Here is a 17,825-nt window from a genome sequence, read left to right as displayed (position 1 = left end):
CGCGAACTTCCCGTCGCGACTTCGACGAGGTACTACCCTTTGTGACTGTCCGACGACTGTCCGCCGATCGGTGGCGCCCCCATGCCCGCCGAGCGCCGACCGTGGGCCGGGTTGTGCGCGCGGGCGGACACGTCGCAGTCGAACCACGCCGATCCACCGGCCGCCCCCGTGGCCTACGTCGCCGCCCCTCGTCCTTCCTCGCCTCTTCCTTGCCCCCATTCCTTGCCCTCATCAGGACCTGCCAGGAAAGAAGACCCCCATGACGGACCGCTCCTTCGCCGACGGCGACCCGGCCGTCGCACCCGAGCCGGGCTACTACCCCGACCCCTCCATCCCCGGCTTCGTCCGGTACTGGGGCGGCTCGGCCTGGGTGCCCGGCACCAGCCGACCCTCGCCCGCCGAGGGCGAGGTGCTGGAGCCGCCCCGGTACGCGACCCGCCGGCCCAACCAGGCCGGGCCGCCGGCGCGAGCGGTGCCGCCGCCGGTGGTGCCGGTGGCCGCGGTTCCGGCGGCCGTGCCGATGTCGGTGCCTGCGGCGGAGGGGCGGACACCTGCCGGCGGGGGCGACACCGGGCCGGTGTACTTCGACCAGACCTCGGGCGGGGCGTCCTTCGTGCTCGGGCCGCGGGTGGCGGAGGTGATCGGCGGGCCGGTGTTCCGAACCGTCGGGCCGACGGCAGGGGGCATCGACGAGCCGGTGGTCGGTACGGCACCCGAGGCGGTGGCCGCGGCCGAGGCGATGCCCGGGGAGTCGGGATGGCAGGCCGATCCGCGGGCGCAACGGGGACTGATGGACACCGGCGATGCGCCGCGCTGGGTCTCCTGGGGGGTGCTTCCGGGGGCGTCCGAGGAGGAAGAAGGGCGCGCGGAACCGGAGCGCGCTTCTGTTGCCGTGGAACTGGCCGCCGCCGTCGCGCCCGCCACGGCGGCGGTGGTGCGGGCGGCCCCGACGCCATTCGTCGAGGCCTCGGGCGCGGTGCCGGTGGTGGTCGCGCCGGCGGTCACGGCGTCGGTGATCGAGGAAGCGATGGCGGGCACGGGCGCGGGCACGCGCTCGGGCTCGGGCGCGGCCTCGGAGCAGGCGATCTCGGTGTCGGGCCCGGCCGCGCCCGCTGCGTCCGTCGTGTCCGCTGTGTCCATTGGGCCTGTTGCGTCCACGCGGCCGGTCGCGGCCGCCGCAGTCGCCCCCACCACTCCGCTGCCCGCTGTGCGGCCGGCCCGGCAGGCCGCTGCCCGTCGTCGCTCCGCGGCCCCCGCCGCCGTGCCGGCCGGGCTGGGACGCCGACTGGCGGCCCGGGCAGTGGACACCGCCGTGCTGCTGGTGGTCGCCGTCGCCGCCGGCATCCCACTCGGCAACTCGGTGTCCGAGCACCTCCAGCAGAAGCTCGACCAGGCCCGGATGGTCAGCGCCCTCACCCGCCGTCAGGTCCAGGTCTGGCTGGTGGACGACGTGGTGCTGGGCAAGATCGCCGTGCTGATCGGCATCCTGCTCTTCGTCAGCCTGCTCCACGAGGTGCTGCCGATCGCCCGTACCGGCCAGACCTTCGGCAAGAGGCTGGCCCGGATCCGCGTGGTGGACGCCGCCGCCCCCGCCGCCAAGACCCGGCTGAGCCTCGGCCGCTCGCTGCTCCGGTGGGCCGTCCGACAGGTGGGCGTGGTGCTGCTGCTCGGCCTGGTCTGGCCGGTGTTCGACCGTCCGGCGAGGCGCGGGTGGCAGGACCGAGCGGCCCGGACCCGGGTGGTGCGGGCCTGAGACGGTGGGCCCCGCAGCCGAGGTGGTGGGCCCTGCAGCCCTCGGCCCTTTCCGTGCCTGAGGCAGCAAAACGGACGAAATATCCCGAACCTCAAGAATGTGCGATGTTCTACTCGGGGCATGAGCACCCACGACCCCTCAGGCTCCCAGCCGGAGGGGGGCGGCAAGCCCTCCTTCGACAAGCAGTCCCCGCAGCCGGGCGGCGGCACGCCGGAAGGCGAGCCGTCGGGCCCGACCCCGTCCGAGGGCCCGTCGGAAGGCACGTCGGAAGGCCCGCCCGACGGTGCGGCCGGCGGCCCCGGCGCGTACCAGGGCACCTACGGAGGAACCACGTACGGCGGACCGGCCCACGGTCAGAACCTGCAGGGCCAGAACCCGTACGGCCCGCCGCCGTCCGGCTACGGCACCGGCTACGGCCCCGGCGCATACGGGACCCCCGGCGCCGGACCGGTCCCCGGCATGCCGCCGCTCGGCACCTGGCCCAAGCGGATCGGCGCCCGGCTGATCGACTACCTCATCGTTCAGGCCATCGCCGTGCTCGTGGTGGCGCCCTTCGTCGACCTCAGCGAACGCAACGGCTCGGCCGAGGCCTTCTGGCTCGCCTGCGGCATCTACCTCATCTACGACGCCCTGATGCTCAGCCACGACGGCCAGACCCTCGGCAAGAAGGCGATGAACATCCGCGTCGCCATGCTCATCGACGGCAACACCCCGACCCAGTCCGCCGCCTGGACCCGCTCGGCGGTCTTCATCCTCCCGGCCGTACTCTGCTGCGCCGTGCTCTGGTGGGTCATCGACGGGATCTTCGGCGTCTTCGACAAGCCGTATCGGCAGTGCGTGCACGACAAGGCCGCGAAAACCGTGGTGGTCACCACGAACGTCTGAGCGGCGGCACGGGACGCGCCCGGCGGCGGATCACTGCTGCCGGGCGTACGCGCGTTCGGCGGCGGCGGGAAGGGTGGCAGGGGTGGCCGGGGTGGCGGGGGTGGCCGGGGTTGCAGCGGGCGCCGGGGTGGCGTGGGAGGTCCCGGCCGGGCCCGGCTTCGCGGCGGTGGCCGAAGCGGACAGCGAGAGCACCGTCACCACGGTGCCGAGCGCCAGCGAGAACACCACCAGCACCGCGACCGCCAGGACGCCCGAGGCGCCCGAGACAGCCAGCAGCGCCACCGTGGCGGCGACGACAGTGAACGAGCCGAGGCAGGCCTGGGCAGCGGAGGGACGCGGCATGGCGGGGGTCCTTCGCACGTCGGAGGAAACGGGCGGGAATGGTGCCGGTTCCAGAAGTCCTACCCGGCAAGGCAGTTCGCTACCTCCAGGCTAATCCACCGGCCCGGGGGCACAGGGGGCGCACGGGCTCACCCCAGGGTCGTCCGCCCCGGTCTGTACGGTGAAGCGGAACCTGTCGACACCACACACCACTACGCACCACCACGCGCCGCAGCGCACCATCACCACTCACCGGGGGAACCGACCGTGCCCATTCCCGCCGACTGGCCCACCACCGAGGCCGAGGCGCTCGCCGAACAACAGCGACTGCGCCCTCTCGTTCAGGCCCACGACGACCGGGAGCCCCCCGGCGGGCTGATCGCCGGCGTGGACGTCGCCTACGACGACGACCGCGACCTCGTCGTCGCCGCCGCCGTCCTGCTCGACCAGGACACCCTGGACGTCGTCGAACAGGCCACCGCCGTCGGCCGGATCGCCTTCCCCTACGTCCCCGGACTGCTCGCCTTCCGCGAACTGCCCGCCGTCCTCGACGCGCTGGCCGCCCTCACCCACACCCCCGACACCGTCGTCTGCGACGGCTACGGCCTCGCCCACCCCCGCCGCCTCGGCCTCGCCAGCCACCTCGGCGTCCTCACCGGCCTGCGCACCCTCGGCGTCGCCAAAACCCCCTTCACCTTCGACCACCACGAACCCGACGCAGCCCGCGGCTGCTGGACCCCGCTCACCGACCCCACCACCGGCGAAGAAGTCGGCCGCGCCGTCCGCACCCGACCCGGCGTCAAACCCGTCTTCGTCTCCGTCGGCCACCGCATCGGCCTCGACACCGCCGTCCGCACCACCCTCGACCTCGCCCACCGCTACCGTCTCCCCGAAACCACCCGACACGCGGACTCCCTGTGCCGCCGCGCCCTCGCCGAAGCCCAGCGCAGCGGGACGACCGCGAACTGACCAAGCCCCGGGCGGGATTCGGGCCCCGTGTGTTAGACATGAGACACCGGGGCCCGGCCCCGACCGCCAGGGACGGACGCACGGGGGGCGCCGAGATGGGATCAGGCACGGGGACAGGCAAGGGGACGGGTACCGGCACCGGTACCGGATCCACCGGCGGAGCCGGACAGGGCTACCGCGTCGAAACCGAACAACTCCGCACCTTCGCCGGCCAAGTACGGCTCCTGCTCGCCGACTTCCAGAAACACGCCGACGGCACCGCCACACACGGACGCAGCGGCGTCGGCAAGAACACCTTCGGCACCTTCGCCGAAGCCACCGAGATCCACGACCGCTACAGCACCATGCGGGACGCGCTGCGCGACGTCCTCAACCAGCTCCAAGAAGCCGTGAACGAAGCCCAGCAGAAGGCCGACCTCACCGCCACCACGTACGAGGAACACGACCAGCACACCGCGCAGAAACTCAAACTCGGCGGCGACGGCTGGTCCGTCGAACAACCCTCCACAACCAGCCAAGCCGCGTACGAGAAGAACCTCACCCCGTCCAACCGCGGCAACGCCACCATCTGACCGCCGCCCGCCCGGACACGAACGGAGGCGAACCGCCCGTGGTCTACACCGACTTCACCAAATACAGCCACGCCCAACTCCGCGCCATGGCACAGGCTCTCGACCCCGGCACGGTCATGGCCGCCGGCGACCCCTGGCGCACCGCCGCCGACACCCTCAAGCAGATCCGCCTCACCCTCACCAAAGCCAGCACCGAAGCCGCCACCACCTGGGAAGGCACCACCAGCGACGCCTTCCACACCCGCATGCTCAACCTGGCCGCCAGCATCAACAACGCCGCCGCCTACGCCAACGACGCGGCCAACATCCTCCACAACGTCTCCGAGGCCATGGCCAAGGCCAAACGCGACATGCCCGAAGAACCCGGCAACTGGGACAAGTTCAAGGACACCGTCGGCGACGGCGTCTCCGCCGTCTTCAGCGACAGCGACGACGAACACATCCCCATCGCCGACCGCAAAAAGGCCGAAGCCGCCACCATCATGCAAACCCTCGCCATGCACTACCGCATCGCGACCCCGGCCCTGAAGGCTCCGCCGCCCTATGACCCGAAGAAGCCGCCGGTGACTCCCGGCGGACGGGACGACTTTTCCGATCAGACCGCCGGTGACCCGAGTGCATTCGCCGCAGTGGGCGGTGTGATGACCGGAATGAACGTCGGCAATCTCAATTCGGTTGGAGGATCCTTCGGCAAGTCCATGGATGCCCCGGCTGAGCCCCGGAACCGCAGCGGGAGCAGGGGTGATGTGGTTGCTCCGAAGCCGTCGACCGCCTCACGAAACGCGTCGATTCCATCGGAGCCCGGGATCGCGGGCGGAACGGCAAAGGCTGCAGGGAAGCCCGAGGCGGCCAATTTCGGTGCGGGAACCGCGGTCGACGGTGTGAACACCATTTCGAAGCCGACGGCGGGCGGGCCGTCGCCCGTCGGGGTGACGGGCACGCCGACCCCGACCGGATCCGGACCGCAGACCGGTGCCAGCCCTACTTGGCTCGGCCCCAGCCGGGGAAAACCCGAACCCGGCCTGTTCGACGGTGGAGGGCAGAAGCAGGCATTCGTCGAGCGAGGGATTGCCAGCCGGGGTGACCATCCGATAGGCCCGGGAGCAGTCCGTGGCGGCTCGGCACGCGCCGCTGAGGGTATCCACGGGGGCAGCCCCGGCATGGCAGGCCCCGAAAGCGGCCGAGAGGGTGGCACCGTGGTCGGGGCAGGCGAGCGAGCTGTGCCAGGAGGCAAGGCGTCTGCGGGCGAAGCGATGCCGGGCGGCAAGCGGGCCTTCACCGAGGGCGGGTCTGGTCTGGGACAGCGCGGCAGGCTTCGGGCGGAGTCGGCGGCCACGTCTGGAGGTTCCTCAAGCTCGGCGCTTCCGCTCGGAGGGGGATATGGGCGGGGCAAGGACAAGGAGAAGGATCGCAAGCGGCCGGGCTACCTGGTGGAGGACGAGGAGACCTGGGCGTCAGACGAGCCCGCCAATCCTGACGTGGTGAAATGACCCTGGTCCTCAGGAGACCAGGTGATTCGATCAGGGCCTTCGTGGTTCGTGGACCGCGGGGCCGTCGCTGTGCTGAGTGGGGTGACCGGCCTTGGGAGACTGGCAGCTTCGGCGTGGGGTGACTGCGCTGATGGCGGGAGGTTTGGTTGCCGCGATCAGTGCTGGCCCGGCTTGTGCGGACAGTACCCGTGACGCGCAGTGGGTGCTGACCAACTACGACGCTGGAAGCGCGCTGTGGCCGGTGTCGCAAGGCAGCGGCATCACGGTAGCTGTGATCGACAGCGGGGTTATGAATAGTCATCAGGACCTGGTCGGCCAAGTGCTCGCTGGTGCCGACTTCACCGGCGAGGGCAGTGACGGCACGATCGACAAGGACGGCCACGGGACCGGCATGGCGAGCCTCATCGCCGGGCATGGCCACGGTGACAACGCCGGGATCATGGGACTGGCTCCGAAGGCCAAGATCCTTCCGGTCCGGGTGAGCTGGAGCACCGATGGTGCCGTGGCGCAGAGTGGGCTGGCGAAGGGCATCCGGTTCGCCGTAGACCACGGCGCCAAGGTGGTCAACATGTCGATCGGCGGCTACTCGGGAACCGACCAGGAGACCAGGGCGGCCGTCAAGTACGCCATCGACCACGATGTGGTCCTCGTCGCGTCGAACGGAAACAGCGGGCAGGAGGCGGCGCCTGTCGAGTATCCGGCCGCGTTTCCGGGCGTGGTGGCGGTGGGCGCGGTGAATCGGCAGGGGCGTTTGTGGGAGAAGTCCACGTACGGACCGGAGACCACTCTTGCAGGACCCGGCGCAGAGATCTACCGGGCGAGTGCCAAGTCCTCGACAGGCTACGGGGTTGCCAACGGCACCTCCGATTCCACTGCCTACGTTTCCGCCACTGCCGCGCTCATTCGCTCCAAGTACCCCAACCTGTCGGCCGGGCAGGTCATCAATCGGATGATCAAGTCGGCTACCCCTCCCACCGATGGGACGGTGGTGCCCAACAACCATTACGGGTACGGGATCCTCGCGCCTGCGAAGGCTCTGGAGGCGAATCCTGCCGTGGACAACGGGCCTCTGGGGAACCCGTTGGTGAATCGGCCGGAGTCGCGGGGCGCGCCGCCGGCGGATGATCCGACGGATGAGGCTTCGGATGTGGCTGTCGCGCCTGGGGCGGATGGTGGGGGGAGTAGCGGGAACGGGATGGGGCTTGTCGTGGGGGCGGCGGCCGGTGGGGTGGTGCTCGTGGTGGGTGTGGTGGTTGCGCTGGTGGTGCGGGCGAGGAAGCGGGCGGCGGCCGGCGGGGGGTACCAGCAGCCTCCGTTTGGCGGGACGTATCAGTGAGTGCTCAGCCATTCCTCCCGTAGGGCGGCCATGTGGAGGACGTCCCAGTAGTGGTTGTCCCAGTGGTGGGCCTCGCGGGCGCGGTCTTCGAGGGTGAAGCCGGATTTGCGTAGGTGTGGGCGGGCCGGCGGTCGTGCGGCTCAGGATGGCCGGGTGGTTCCGGTTCGTCCACGCGTTTCATTCGGCGACGGCGATCTGTTCCCGGTGGTGCGTGGGGGTGGCGAGTTCGTCGACGATGGCGGTGGCGAGGTCGGCCTGGGCGATGCGGGGGCCGAGGACGTGGGGGCCGCCGACGCGGTAGCGGCCGGTGCCGGGGGCGGTGCGGTCGAGGTCCATCGGCGGGGTGACGACGACCCAGTCGAGGGCGGCGGGGGAGGCGTGGAGGAGGTCGAGGGCGGCGCTGTGGCCGAGCGAGAAGGCGCGGTAGGCGTCGGGGAAGTCGGGGTCGTCGTGGATGGCGGTGCCGGGGGTGGTCTGCAGGGTGGTGGCGACGCCGACGTGGACGAGGCGTCGCACGCCGGCTTGGCCGAGGCCGGTGACCAGGGCGGTGGTGGCGGCACGGTAGAAGTCGGTGGAGGGGGTGCCGGGGGTGTAGATGCTGCTGACGGCGGCGGCGTGGCCGGGGGCGGTGGTGGCGATGGCGGCGGGGTCGGTGACGTCGCAGCGCAGGAGGGTGACGCCGTCGCGGTCGAGGTCGGCGTGGCGTTCGGGTTGGCGGACGGCGGCGGTGACGGTGAGTCCGCGCCGGAGGGCCTCGGCGATGACGGCGCGACCGACCTGGCCGCCCGCGCCGTAGACGATGACGTCCGTGGTGTGCTGGGCGTCCTTCGGGGCGGTGGCGTCGGTGGTGTCGTTGCTGGTCATGGCGGTCTTCCGTCCGTTGGGGCGGACGTTGTTGCCCGCCGGTGTGGTGACGGTAGACCGGGGGGTGCCGGTTACTTCAACGGTACCGGGGCGGTACTGGGGGGACGTCGGGTGATGCCGGGGCGGCGGCGGGTACGGTCGGGGTATGACTGGGGGTACGGCAGTGAGTGTGGAGCAGGGTGGCGCCGCGGTGCCGTTGACGGCGGACTTCTTCCCGGACTGCCCGGTGCCGGCCGTGCCGGTGTTGGGCAGCCGGAAGTGGGCGTGGAAGATCATGCGCTGCCTGGAGGGCGGTCCGCGCCGCTTCTCGGAGTTGCGGGTGCCGTTGGTGGGGATCACCGCCAAGGTGTTGGCGGAGTCGCTGCGTTCGATGGAGCAGGACGGTGTGGTGGACCGCACCGAGTACGGCGGGAATCCGCCGCGGGTCGAGTACGCGCTCACGTCGTTGGGCCGGACGTTGCTGGGGCCGATGGACGCGGTGTGCGCGTGGAGCCGTGAGCACCTGGGCGGTCTGCTGGCGGCGCGGGTGGAGTACGAGCGGGAGCGCTGAGCGGGGCCCGACGGGGCTGGCAGTATTTCGGCGGCCGCTGGCGTTCATGCCGCTGGTGGGATGCTTGCGGTGGCGGCCATGCTGGGCCCATGAGCACTTCTGAGAACGCCACGGACACCGCGAACGCCACGGACGCCACGAACGCCTCCGGCGCCGCCGCCGGGGAGATCGTCCCCGACACCAAGGACTGGACCTGGGTGCTCGAACGCCCGTGCTCCGACTGTGGGTTGGACACGCCGAAGGTGGTGCCCGCGGATGTCGCCGGGATGATCAGGGCCAATGCGGAGGGCTGGCTGGCGGTGCTGGCCGGGGACGAGGACGGGCTGCGCCGTCGGCCGGAGCCGGGTGTCTGGTCGGACCTGGAGTACGCGTGCCACGTCCGGGACGTCTTCCGGCTGTTCCACGTCCGGTTGAACCTCATGCTCGACCGGGACGACCCGCTGTTCGCGAACTGGGACCAGGACGAGACGGCCGTCGCCGAGCGTTACGGGGAGCAGCTGCCGCAGGTGGTGGCGGGGGAGCTGGCGGAGGCTGCGGAGACGCTGGCCGCGGCCTTCGAGCGGGTGGCCGGCGAGCAGTGGCTGCGGACCGGGAGCCGCTCCGACGGGGCGCGGTTCACGGTCGAGTCGTTCTCCCGGTACCTGATCCACGACCCGGTGCACCACCTGTGCGACGTGACGGGCGAGCGGGTCTGAGACCCTCCGAGGGTCGCGCGGGGCGCGAGGTCACCAGCCGGAGGCCTCGCGCAGCATGGTGCGGCGCAGTCGTCCGGCGACGCTGGCGGCGTCGGTGCCGATGACGTCGGCGATCTCGGGGGCGGCGAGGCCGACGACGTAGTGCAGGATCGCCAGGTCGTCCTCGGCGGGGTGGCGGTCCGGGTCCGGCGACTCCCGCCGGGTGTGCTGGGCGACGGTGCCGCGCAGGATCTCCCAGGCGTGCGCGGTCGGGTTGGAGCTGCCCATCAACTCGCGCCAGTGCACCGCGATTTCGGCGAAGGCCTGTTGGACGGCGGTGGCCGCGTCGCTGCGCTCGGTCAGCCACACCCGGGCGTAGCTGAGGTACCGGGGGCGGTGGAGTTCGCAGAATGCGGTGAACTCCAGAGGTACGTCCTCCGGCTCGCCGGGCCCCGGGGGTGGCTCGGCGGAAGTCGTGTGACGGTTGGTCATCTCGTCTTCTCGGAAAGGGAGATGGGTCTCTGGCGGTCGATCATCTGTGCTCACTCTACGGTAGGCCCTCGGTGCGCTGGGTGACCAATCCGATGGAATGCCCGGAACCCGCCGCCGCCCGGCCGGTTCCGGTGACGACCGGGTGCGGAGCGGTGGTGGAGCGGCCGGGCGGCGGACCGGCGCGGGGCCGGCGGGGCGGTGCCGCGCAGTGGCGGGGGAGGCGTAGGTGCGAGCGCGTCGCAGCTGGTCAGAGGGTATAGGACGGCCATGACTGCAAGGCAGTTGATGTGCCACCGTAGGGCTTGTGACGGCTGACGTCCACGCCCCCGGCGCGAACCCGCGCCCGCACAACCACCCGCGCAACCGCGCTCACGATTACCGCGGCGATCAACGCGCCGAGGGGTGCGGACAGGGACGAGGGCGTCACCACGACCGCCCGTACGACCACACGCATGGCCGCATCCGGGGCCGTGGTCGGGGGGCGGGGCCGCTGATCCGGGTGGTCCTGCGGTTGCCGGTCGCCCCCGTGCACATCGACCACGCCCCGGCGGCCGGAAGCTGGCTTCGGCGGCCGGGGCGAAGCGGACGGGCGAAGCGGGCGGCCGAAGCGGACGAGTGGTGCGGTCGCCCGCCGGGAGCTCGTCCGTCGGGAGGCTGTCCGTCAGGAGGTCGTCCCGGCCTCCGACGGGGAGAGCCGGTCGGGGGCGGTGTCCCGTTCGAGCTGGGCGGGGAAGGACTCGACGGCCCGTCGCCGGGCGGCCTGCGCGGCCGTGGCGGCTGCGGCCGCAGCCGCCGCAGCTGCTCCGGCGGCGGCCTCCTCGCGCTCGCACCGGTGTGCCGCACCGACGGCGTGCGCCCCGGTCGCGTGCGCCCCGGAGGCGTGCGAGCCAGGGCCGTGCGCCCCGGCCGCGTGCACCGCCGGAGTGTGTCCGCCGGTGGTGCCGTGTCCTCCGGGAGGCCGTCCCGTCGCGGCTCGTCGGCGTCGGCCGACCGCGGCCCGGGCGGCGTGTTCCTCGGCCGCCTGTCTGGCGGCCAGGTAGGCCTGTACCGCCGCCATGCCGTAGACCGGCTGGATGAGCTGGTGGCCTTTGAAGAACGGTCTGGCCGGGGCGAATCCGGCGGCGACGACCAGGTCGCGGATCTCTGCTATCTCGGCTTCACTGCGGGCGGTGAAGCGGACCTCCCAGCCCTTCTTGTACGTATGGCCCTTTTCGCCGCTCCGGCGGGCGGGGTCCGGGCGGCGGACGTATCCGGGCAGGCGGCCGAGGCGGAGCTGGGCCGCGCGGAGGCCGGCGGTCTCGTCACGTGACATGACGTAAGCCTAGGCAATCCTTGGGGTGGGATTGACGCCCGGAGGGTCCCTCGCCGTATGCCCTTGGTCACTCTGGGTCAGGCGACCAGGTCGGCGATCGTTTTCAATCAGATATGACAACTGTATGGGCGTCAATTACTCCAAATGAGTGAGGGTATGAGGACTTTAGTGCGGGCTGGTCCCGGTTTCGCGACGGTTGCGTAACAGTGCGTCAGGCTACCGGTCGCGGGTCGCGGCGGTTGGGGATGGTGTCGGCATGAGCTACCGGATTCCCTCGCCTCCGCCGTCGCTGGAGGAGCTGGCGAAGCGTCAGCAGAACGTCGTCACCGCGAGTCAGCTGCGCGCCCGGGGCGTGCCGGCTCGTGTCGTCACCGAGCACTGCCGCCGGGGCGGCCCCTGGCGGCGGCTGCTGCCCAGGGTCTACCTGCTGCAGTCCGACGAGCCCACCCCGGAGCAGCGGATCTGGGCCGCGCTGCTGTACGCGGCGCAGAACGGTCGCGAGGAGGGCCGCCGCGAGGGCGCGGTGATCACCGGGGCGGCCGCGCTGGCGCTGTACGGCTTCGCGGCCGTGCCCCGACTGCCCGCGGTGACCGGGGTGGACGTCCTGGTGCCCCGCCAGCGTCGGCTGAAGGACATCGGCGAGGTGCGGATCCGGCGCACCGAACGGGAGTTGGTGGCCCGCTCGGTGCACGGCCTGGCCTGTGCGCCGGTGGCCCGGGCGGTCGCGGACGCGCTCGGCGAGTGGACGGCGGACCCGGGGGCTCCGGCGCCGGTGCGCGCGGTGCTGCGGGAAGCCGTCTCCCGTGGCGAGAACGGCTGCACGGTGCGCGAGTTGGCCGCCGAGTTGATCGAGTCCGGGCTGACCGACGAGCCCCGGGTGCGTGCCGCGCTGGACGAACTCCTCGCCGCCGAGCGGGACTCGGTGCTGGAGCGGGTCGGTCACCTGGTGGACGAGTGGCTGCTGCCGGTCCCGCTGAACGCCCCCGAGCTGCGGATGCGCCGCGGCACGTACATCGCCGTCCCGGACCTCTACTGGCCGGAGCGCGGCGTCGCGGTGGAGGTGGACTCGGACCTGCGCTGCGTCAGCGAGGGCGAGGCGGCCTGGGTGCGCGGCGGCCAGCACCGGATGGAGTACCTGGGCATCCGCGTGGTGTACGTCTCCGGGGCCCGGCTGGCCGCCGACCCGGACGCGGTCGGCGGCGAGCTGCGCGAGGCCCATCGGGTCGGCGGCACGGACGTGGTGGAGCTTCTGGTGGTCTGAACCTCCCGGTGCCCTCCCGGTGCCGTCGGCGCGGCATCACGGGGCGTCAGGGGGCTTCAGGCGGGGGCGCTAGGAACGGACCACCGGTGTGCCGACCAGCTCGACCCCGGCCGCCCGCAGCTCCTCCAGCGCGGCGGCGGTGGTCTCCGCGGCCACCCCGGCGGTGAGGTCCAGCAGGACGCGGGTGGCGAAGCCCGCCCGGGCGGCGTCCAGCGCGGTCGCCCGGACGCAGTGGTCGGTGGCGATGCCCACCACGTCGACCTCGTCGACCTGCCGCTCGCGCAGCCACTCCACCGGACCGCGGTTGTTCTCGTCCAGCCCCTCGAAGCCGCTGTACGCCGCCGAGTGGGCGCCCTTCTCGAAGACCGCCTCGACCGCGCCGGAGATCACGGCGGGCGCGAAGTTCGGGTGGAAGCCCACGCCCTCGGTGCCGGCCACGCAGTGCGGCGGCCAACTGTCGATGTAGTCCGGCTCGGTGGAGAAGTGCGCACCCGGGTCGATGTGGTGGTCGCGGGTGGCGAGGATGTGCTGGTAGCCGGGGGAGGATTCGGCGATCAGGTCGGTGATGGCGGCGGCCACCTCGGCGCCGCCGGTGACGGCCAGGCTGCCGCCCTCGCAGAAGTCGTTCTGAACGTCGACGACGATCAGTGCCCGGTGCATGGCTCGCATCCTCGGATGTCGGGGGCCCGCGGGAGGCGGCGCCCCGGTGGGGGAGCCCTCGGGAGTACTCGGCCCGGCGGTGCGGGGCTCGGGGGTTCTCGGGGAGCTCCGGGGAACTCTACGGCTGACTCTAGGGAGTGCCGCGCGGGGGCGGAAGTCCCGGGGCCGGCCCGGTGGCCGGACCCGGGGCCTCCGCGTGGCGACCGACTGACGACGGGCCGGGTCGGCGGACCGCGTCGGCCGGAGGGCCGTACGGGTCAGTGGACCGCGTCGGGTCGGGTCAGTGGGTCGTACGGTTCGGTGGGCCGTACGGGTCAGTGGGTCGGGTCGGTCGGCAGGACCAGCTCGGTCGGCAGCACCGGGTCGCCCTTGGAGAGCTGGGTGGCCGACAGGGGCAGCGCGGCCCGGGCGCGGATGTGCCGTTCGCGGGCGGCGCTCAGCGGCTCCCGGCCGACCGTCTCGCCGGCCCGGACCAGCGGCACCTGCACGAGGTGCGGCCGCAGCGCGTCCGGGACGGGCCCGGTGCCGACCACCTCGGCCTCGGCCACACCGTCGGCGTCGGGCCGGCGGGCGGCCCACTTGCGGCCGCCGATGCTGGTCTTGCCGCCCGCCGCGCGCTTGGCCACCGGCACCAGCGGCCCGCCGTCGGTCCCGGCCCGGGCGACCAGCTTGTAGACCATGGCGCAGGTCGGGTGCCCGCTGCCGGTGACCAGACTGGTGCCGACGCCGTAGCCGTCCACCGGGGCGGCGGCCAGGGCGGCGATCGCGTACTCGTCCAGGTCCGAGGTGACGATGATCCGGGTCTTCTCGGCGCCCAGTTCGTCCAGCTGGCGGCGGACCCGGTGGGCCAGCAGGGTGAGGTCGCCGGAGTCGATCCGGACGGCGCCCAGCTCGGGGCCGGCCACCTCGACCGCGGTGCGCACGGCCTCGCGCAGGTCGAAGGTGTCGACCAGCAGCGTGGTGCCCTTGCCCATCGAGGCGATCTGGGCGCGGAAGGCGTCCCGCTCGCTGTCGTGCACCAGGGTGAAGGCGTGCGCGGCGGTGCCGGTGGTCGGGATGCCGTGGGTGAAGCCGGCCTCCAGGTCGGAGGTGGCGGCGAACCCGGCCACGTACGCGGCCCGGGCGGCGGCGACGGCGGCCTGCTCGTGGGCCCGGCGGGCGCCCATCTCGATCACCGGGCGGCCGCCGGCGGCGGCGGTCATCCGGGAGGCGGCGGCCGCGATCGCCGAGTCGTGGTTGAGGATCGAGAGGATCACCGTCTCCAGGATCACCGCTTCGGCGAAGCTGCCCTCGACGGTGAGCAGCGGCGAGCCGGGGAAGTAGACCTCGCCCTCGGGGTAGCCCTGGATGTCGCCGCGGAAGCGGTAGTCGGCGAGGAAGCGCAGGGTGTCCTCGTCGACCACGCCCTGGCCGGCCAGCCAGTCGAGCTGGGCGGTGGAGAAGCGGAAGTTCTCGACGGCGTCGAGCACCCGGCCGGTGCCGGCCATGACGCCGTAACGGCGGCCGCCGGGCAGGCGACGGGTGAACACCTCGAAGACGGAGTGGCGGTGCGCGGCCCCGCTGCGCAGGGCGGCCTGCAGCATGGTGAGCTCGTAGCGGTCGGTGAGTAGCGCGGTCGAGCCGGCCGCGCGCACTGAAGTGGCGTCCATGCGGATGATGCTACTACCACTTAGCGTCAGAGTGACGATTTCTCGGAGTGATTCGTCGGCGGGCCCCCGGGCGCCCGGGATCCGGTGCCGAGGGTCGGCGCCGACGCGCCCTTCGGCTCGGGCCGGTGGGCCGGGTCGGAATCGCCCGGGTGTCCCCCGGATGGCAGCATGGGGCTTGAGGAGTAACGGACGAGTGTGCAGCGAGGAGGACCCGGCGTGAGTGTCGCGCCCGCGGAGATCGAGCGCCCTGAGGTCGAAGGGCTGCCGGTGGCAGAGCCGGACACGCCCTGGGTGACCATCGTGCACAACGACGCGGTCAACCTGATGAGCTACGTCCAGTACGTCTTCCAGGCCTACTTCGGCTATCCGAAGGACAAGGCCCGGAAGCTGATGATGGACGTCCACACCAAGGGGCGGGCGGTGGTCTCCAGCGGTTCCCGCGAGGAGATGGAGCGCGACGTCCAGGCGATGCACGGCTACGGCCTCTGGGCGACGCTGCAGCACGACTGACGCCGCAGCATCACCGGCGCTGCGGCACGACCGGCGCTGCGGCGCGACTGGAGCCGGACCGCCGGCCGCATGACCGAAGACGACGAAGACGGGCTGACCGATACAGATGGCTGGGTTGTTCGAGAGCACCGGCGGTGGCGGCGCGACGATCGCGCTGGACGAGTGGGAGGCCTCCATCCTCCGCTCGCTGGAAGTGCAGTTGCTGGAGCTGATCGGCCCCGGCCCGGGCGGGGAGGGCGGTGACCCGCTGGCCGCGCTGTTCGCCGAGGGGCCGACCGAGGCGCCCGCCGACCCGGTGCTGGCCCGGTTCTTCCCGGACGCCTACGGGGACCCGGAGAAGCCGGACGACGACGAGGCCACGGCCGCGTCCGGGGAGTTCCGCCGCTTCACCGAGCTGGACCTGCGGGCCCGCAAGCGGGACGACGCGCTGTTCGTCATCCGGGCGCTGGACGGCCTCGGCGGCGACGGGGTGCTCAAGCTGGGCACCCCCGACTGCCCGCGCTGGCTGGGTGCGCTGAACGACCTGCGGCTGGCCCTCGGCGTCCGGCTGGAGGTCACCGAGGACGAGGAGGAGGGCCTCTATGCGCTGCCGGACGGCGACGAGCGCAAGCCGCTGGTGATGGCGTACCTGTGGCTGGGGGCGCTGCAGGAGTCGCTGCTGGAGGCGATGGCCGACTGAGCGGCGTCGGCCGGGCGAACGGTCCGGGCCGCGTGGGGCAGGGCCGCGTGGGCAGGGCCCGGTCGGGTGAGCAGAGTCCCGGACAAGTGAACAGGGCCTGAACTCAAGGCAATTCCTGCGCGAACGTGGAGCGGCTCGGTCCGCTCCCGTTCGCGTTTCCGGGGCAAGCCTGCCCGGTTTCGGGCAAGCCCAGGCTGTTTCGTCCAGCATGTGGACGATTCGTTGGGTCCTTTCCCTGCAAAATAGGACAAACCCTGACAGGTTATGCTCAAATATCGCTCAGATGGGCACCGCTGTCCGGACGTCGCGTGGTACGACTTCTCCACCCCCGAGACGACCAGGACGGTGCATCATGGCCGAGAAGTTGTCCGACCATGTGGTCGAGACCAAGCCGGACGAGGAGGGCTACGAGCGGGGACTCGGCAGCCGCCAGATCCAGATGATCGCGATCGGCGGAGCGATCGGCACCGGCCTCTTCCTCGGCGCCGGCACCGCGATCTCCAAGTCCGGCCCGAGCCTGATCCTCTCCTACGCCATCGCCGGCCTGGTGATCTTCGTGATCATGCGCGCCCTCGGCGAACTCCTCACCTACCGCCCGGTCTCCGGCAGCTTCGCCGAGTACGCGCGGGAGTTCCTCGGCCCCTTCGCCGGCTATGTGACCGGCTGGACGTACTGGCTGTTCTGGGTCGTCACCGGCATGGCCGAGACCACCGCCGCCGCCGTGTACGTGAAGTTCTGGGCACCCGGCATACCCCAGTGGACCAGCGCGCTGACCTTCCTGGTCGTCCTCTACGCGGCCAACCTGATCTCGGTGAAGCTGTTCGGCGAGATCGAGTTCTGGTTCTCCATGGTCAAGGTCACCGCCATCATCGGCATGATCCTGATCGGCGTCGGGGTGCTCACCCTCGGCTTCAGCAAGGCCGGTGACACCGCGTCGATCACCCACCTGTGGCAGGACGGCGGCCTCTTCCCCAAGGGTATCGGTTCCACCGTGATGACCCTTCAGATCGTCATGTTCGCCTACCTGGGCGTCGAACTCGTCGGCGTCACCGCGGGCGAGAGCGAGAACCCCGAGAAGACCCTCCCGCGCGCCATCAACACCCTGCCCTGGCGCATCGCGCTGTTCTACATCGGCGCCCTGGTCGTCATCCTCTCGCTCGTGCCGTGGACCGAATTCCAGCCCGGCGTCAGCCCGTTCGTCGCCGCCTTCGGCAAGATCGGCATCCCGGCGGCGGCCGGCATCATCAACTTCGTGGTACTCACCGCCGCGCTCTCCTCCTGCAACTCCGGGATGTACTCCACCGGCCGCATGCTGCGCGACCTCGCCCTGCGCGGACAGGCCCCCGGGCAGCTCACCAAGCTCAACTCCCGCCGCACCCCGGCCTTCGCGATCACCGTCTCCAGCCTGCTGATGGGCATCGGCGTGGTGCTCAACTACCTTGTCCCGGCACGGGCGTTCGAGTACATCACCTCGGTCGCCACGGTCTGCGGCCTGTGGACCTGGGCGATGATCCTGATCTCCCAGATCCGCTACCGGAAGGCCTGGAAGGCCGGCCACCTGCCCGCACCCTCCTTCAAGGCGCCCGGCGGCGCCTGGGTCAGCTGGGCCGCGCTCGCCTTCCTCGCCCTGGTCGTGGTGCTGATCGGCCTGGACGAGGACAACCGGATCTCGCTCTACGTCTTCCCGGGCTGGGCGCTGCTGCTGGTGATCGGCTACCGCTTCCTCCAGCGCCGCAACCCGCAGGCCGTCGACAATCCGCAGGCCGCCGAGAACCCGCAGGCCGTCGACAACCCGCAGGCCGGCTGAACCCGGCCCTCGTACGGGCACCGGAACCGCCCCGCGGACAC

The 17,825-nt window shown here is 71.9% G+C and carries 18 protein-coding genes; 12 read left to right on the top strand and 6 right to left on the bottom strand.

The features are described 5' to 3' along the window. Window positions 1-259 precede the first annotated feature (259 nt). Window positions 260-1,753 (top strand): RDD family protein, encoded by a 1,494-nt coding sequence (locus tag ACIBEC_RS24570; RefSeq protein ID WP_360496833.1) that lies wholly within the window; start codon window positions 260-262, stop codon window positions 1,751-1,753. Between the two features lie 120 nt (window positions 1,754-1,873). Further along, complete coding sequence (locus ACIBEC_RS24565) at window positions 1,874-2,638, top strand: RDD family protein (protein WP_360496836.1); 765 nt, start codon at window positions 1,874-1,876, stop codon at window positions 2,636-2,638. Between the two features lie 30 nt (window positions 2,639-2,668). Here ACIBEC_RS24565 and ACIBEC_RS24560 read toward each other — a convergent pair whose 3' ends face one another. Then, window positions 2,669-2,980, bottom strand: coding sequence for a hypothetical protein (locus tag ACIBEC_RS24560; protein ID WP_360496839.1), 312 nt, complete (start codon window positions 2,978-2,980; stop codon window positions 2,669-2,671). Window positions 2,981-3,226: 246 nt separating this feature from the next. Between ACIBEC_RS24560 and ACIBEC_RS24555 the strand changes: the two genes are divergently transcribed. The 4 genes from ACIBEC_RS24555 to ACIBEC_RS24540 all read left to right on the top strand — a co-directional run bounded on the left by ACIBEC_RS24555 (window position 3,227) and on the right by ACIBEC_RS24540 (window position 7,326). Next, window positions 3,227-3,928, top strand: a complete 702-nt coding sequence (locus ACIBEC_RS24555) for an endonuclease V (RefSeq protein WP_360496842.1) — start codon at window positions 3,227-3,229, stop codon at window positions 3,926-3,928. 95 nt (window positions 3,929-4,023) lie between these two features. Beyond that, the gene (locus tag ACIBEC_RS24550) at window positions 4,024-4,500 is read left to right on the top strand and encodes a type VII secretion target (RefSeq protein WP_360496845.1); all 477 of its coding nucleotides are present in this window, start codon (window positions 4,024-4,026) and stop codon (window positions 4,498-4,500) included. A 38-nt stretch (window positions 4,501-4,538) separates the two neighbouring features. Beyond that, window positions 4,539-5,990 (top strand): hypothetical protein, encoded by a 1,452-nt coding sequence (locus tag ACIBEC_RS24545; RefSeq protein WP_360496849.1) that lies wholly within the window; start codon window positions 4,539-4,541, stop codon window positions 5,988-5,990. A 202-nt stretch (window positions 5,991-6,192) separates the two neighbouring features. Beyond that, a complete protein-coding gene (locus ACIBEC_RS24540; RefSeq protein ID WP_360496852.1) occupies window positions 6,193-7,326 on the top strand; it encodes a S8 family serine peptidase in 1,134 nt (377 codons plus the stop codon). 177 nt (window positions 7,327-7,503) lie between these two features. Here the strand turns inward: ACIBEC_RS24540 and ACIBEC_RS24535 are convergent, their stop codons facing one another. Continuing rightward, window positions 7,504-8,190, bottom strand: coding sequence for an NAD(P)H-binding protein (locus ACIBEC_RS24535; protein ID WP_360496855.1), 687 nt, complete (start codon window positions 8,188-8,190; stop codon window positions 7,504-7,506). Between the two features lie 145 nt (window positions 8,191-8,335). Between ACIBEC_RS24535 and ACIBEC_RS24530 the strand changes: the two genes are divergently transcribed. Then, the gene (locus ACIBEC_RS24530; protein ID WP_360496858.1) at window positions 8,336-8,740 is read left to right on the top strand and encodes a helix-turn-helix domain-containing protein; all 405 of its coding nucleotides are present in this window, start codon (window positions 8,336-8,338) and stop codon (window positions 8,738-8,740) included. A gap of 89 nt (window positions 8,741-8,829) precedes the next feature. Beyond that, window positions 8,830-9,435, top strand: coding sequence for a DinB family protein (locus ACIBEC_RS24525; RefSeq protein ID WP_360496861.1), 606 nt, complete (start codon window positions 8,830-8,832; stop codon window positions 9,433-9,435). Window positions 9,436-9,465: 30 nt separating this feature from the next. Here the strand turns inward: ACIBEC_RS24525 and ACIBEC_RS24520 are convergent, their stop codons facing one another. Next, window positions 9,466-9,906 carry a hypothetical protein gene (locus ACIBEC_RS24520; RefSeq protein WP_360496864.1) on the bottom strand — a complete coding sequence of 147 codons (441 nt, stop codon included), beginning with the start codon at window positions 9,904-9,906 and terminating at the stop codon, window positions 9,466-9,468. A gap of 661 nt (window positions 9,907-10,567) precedes the next feature. Continuing rightward, window positions 10,568-11,218 carry a hypothetical protein gene (locus ACIBEC_RS24515; protein WP_360496866.1) on the bottom strand — a complete coding sequence of 217 codons (651 nt, stop codon included), beginning with the start codon at window positions 11,216-11,218 and terminating at the stop codon, window positions 10,568-10,570. A gap of 256 nt (window positions 11,219-11,474) precedes the next feature. Here ACIBEC_RS24515 and ACIBEC_RS24510 point away from each other — a divergent pair, with 256 nt between their 5' ends. Continuing rightward, window positions 11,475-12,479: a hypothetical protein gene (locus ACIBEC_RS24510; protein ID WP_360496869.1), complete on the top strand. Its 1,005-nt coding sequence runs from the start codon at window positions 11,475-11,477 to the stop codon at window positions 12,477-12,479. A 69-nt stretch (window positions 12,480-12,548) separates the two neighbouring features. On the opposite strand, the gene ACIBEC_RS24505 is transcribed toward ACIBEC_RS24510, so the two are convergent. Further along, the gene (locus tag ACIBEC_RS24505) at window positions 12,549-13,139 is read right to left on the bottom strand and encodes an isochorismatase family protein (RefSeq protein ID WP_360496872.1); all 591 of its coding nucleotides are present in this window, start codon (window positions 13,137-13,139) and stop codon (window positions 12,549-12,551) included. 314 nt (window positions 13,140-13,453) lie between these two features. Further along, window positions 13,454-14,788 (bottom strand): nicotinate phosphoribosyltransferase, encoded by a 1,335-nt coding sequence (locus tag ACIBEC_RS24500; protein ID WP_360496875.1) that lies wholly within the window; start codon window positions 14,786-14,788, stop codon window positions 13,454-13,456. Window positions 14,789-15,004: 216 nt separating this feature from the next. On the opposite strand from ACIBEC_RS24500, the gene clpS reads away from it, so the two are divergent. The 3 genes from clpS (at window position 15,005) to ACIBEC_RS24485 (ending at window position 17,784) form a co-directional block, all read left to right on the top strand. Continuing rightward, the gene (gene clpS / locus ACIBEC_RS24495; RefSeq protein ID WP_360253397.1) at window positions 15,005-15,298 is read left to right on the top strand and encodes an ATP-dependent Clp protease adapter ClpS; all 294 of its coding nucleotides are present in this window, start codon (window positions 15,005-15,007) and stop codon (window positions 15,296-15,298) included. 106 nt (window positions 15,299-15,404) lie between these two features. Then, window positions 15,405-15,977: a DUF2017 domain-containing protein gene (locus tag ACIBEC_RS24490; RefSeq protein WP_360496878.1), complete on the top strand. Its 573-nt coding sequence runs from the start codon at window positions 15,405-15,407 to the stop codon at window positions 15,975-15,977. Between the two features lie 352 nt (window positions 15,978-16,329). Further along, window positions 16,330-17,784, top strand: coding sequence for an amino acid permease (locus tag ACIBEC_RS24485; RefSeq protein WP_360496881.1), 1,455 nt, complete (start codon window positions 16,330-16,332; stop codon window positions 17,782-17,784). The last annotated feature ends 41 nt before the right edge of the window (window positions 17,785-17,825 follow it).

The organism is Kitasatospora sp. NPDC051164 (genome assembly GCF_044455625.1).
Classification (GTDB): domain Bacteria; phylum Actinomycetota; class Actinomycetes; order Streptomycetales; family Streptomycetaceae; genus Kitasatospora.
This window is presented reverse-complemented; position numbering and strand designations above follow the sequence as displayed.

Coding starts and splice junctions, on each gene's coding strand:
- ACIBEC_RS24570 (WP_360496833.1), top strand. CDS start 260: ATGACGGACCGCTCCTTCGCCGACGGCGACCCGGCCGTCGCACCCGAG.
- ACIBEC_RS24565 (WP_360496836.1), top strand. CDS start 1,874: ATGAGCACCCACGACCCCTCAGGCTCCCAGCCGGAGGGGGGCGGCAAG.
- ACIBEC_RS24560 (WP_360496839.1), bottom strand. CDS start 2,980: ATGCCGCGTCCCTCCGCTGCCCAGGCCTGCCTCGGCTCGTTCACTGTC.
- ACIBEC_RS24550 (WP_360496845.1), top strand. CDS start 4,024: ATGGGATCAGGCACGGGGACAGGCAAGGGGACGGGTACCGGCACCGGT.
- ACIBEC_RS24535 (WP_360496855.1), bottom strand. CDS start 8,190: ATGACCAGCAACGACACCACCGACGCCACCGCCCCGAAGGACGCCCAG.
- ACIBEC_RS24530 (WP_360496858.1), top strand. CDS start 8,336: ATGACTGGGGGTACGGCAGTGAGTGTGGAGCAGGGTGGCGCCGCGGTG.
- ACIBEC_RS24525 (WP_360496861.1), top strand. CDS start 8,830: ATGAGCACTTCTGAGAACGCCACGGACACCGCGAACGCCACGGACGCC.
- ACIBEC_RS24520 (WP_360496864.1), bottom strand. CDS start 9,906: ATGACCAACCGTCACACGACTTCCGCCGAGCCACCCCCGGGGCCCGGC.
- ACIBEC_RS24515 (WP_360496866.1), bottom strand. CDS start 11,218: ATGTCACGTGACGAGACCGCCGGCCTCCGCGCGGCCCAGCTCCGCCTC.
- ACIBEC_RS24510 (WP_360496869.1), top strand. CDS start 11,475: ATGAGCTACCGGATTCCCTCGCCTCCGCCGTCGCTGGAGGAGCTGGCG.
- ACIBEC_RS24505 (WP_360496872.1), bottom strand. CDS start 13,139: ATGCACCGGGCACTGATCGTCGTCGACGTTCAGAACGACTTCTGCGAG.
- ACIBEC_RS24500 (WP_360496875.1), bottom strand. CDS start 14,788: ATGGACGCCACTTCAGTGCGCGCGGCCGGCTCGACCGCGCTACTCACC.
- ACIBEC_RS24490 (WP_360496878.1), top strand. CDS start 15,405: ATGGCTGGGTTGTTCGAGAGCACCGGCGGTGGCGGCGCGACGATCGCG.
- ACIBEC_RS24485 (WP_360496881.1), top strand. CDS start 16,330: ATGGCCGAGAAGTTGTCCGACCATGTGGTCGAGACCAAGCCGGACGAG.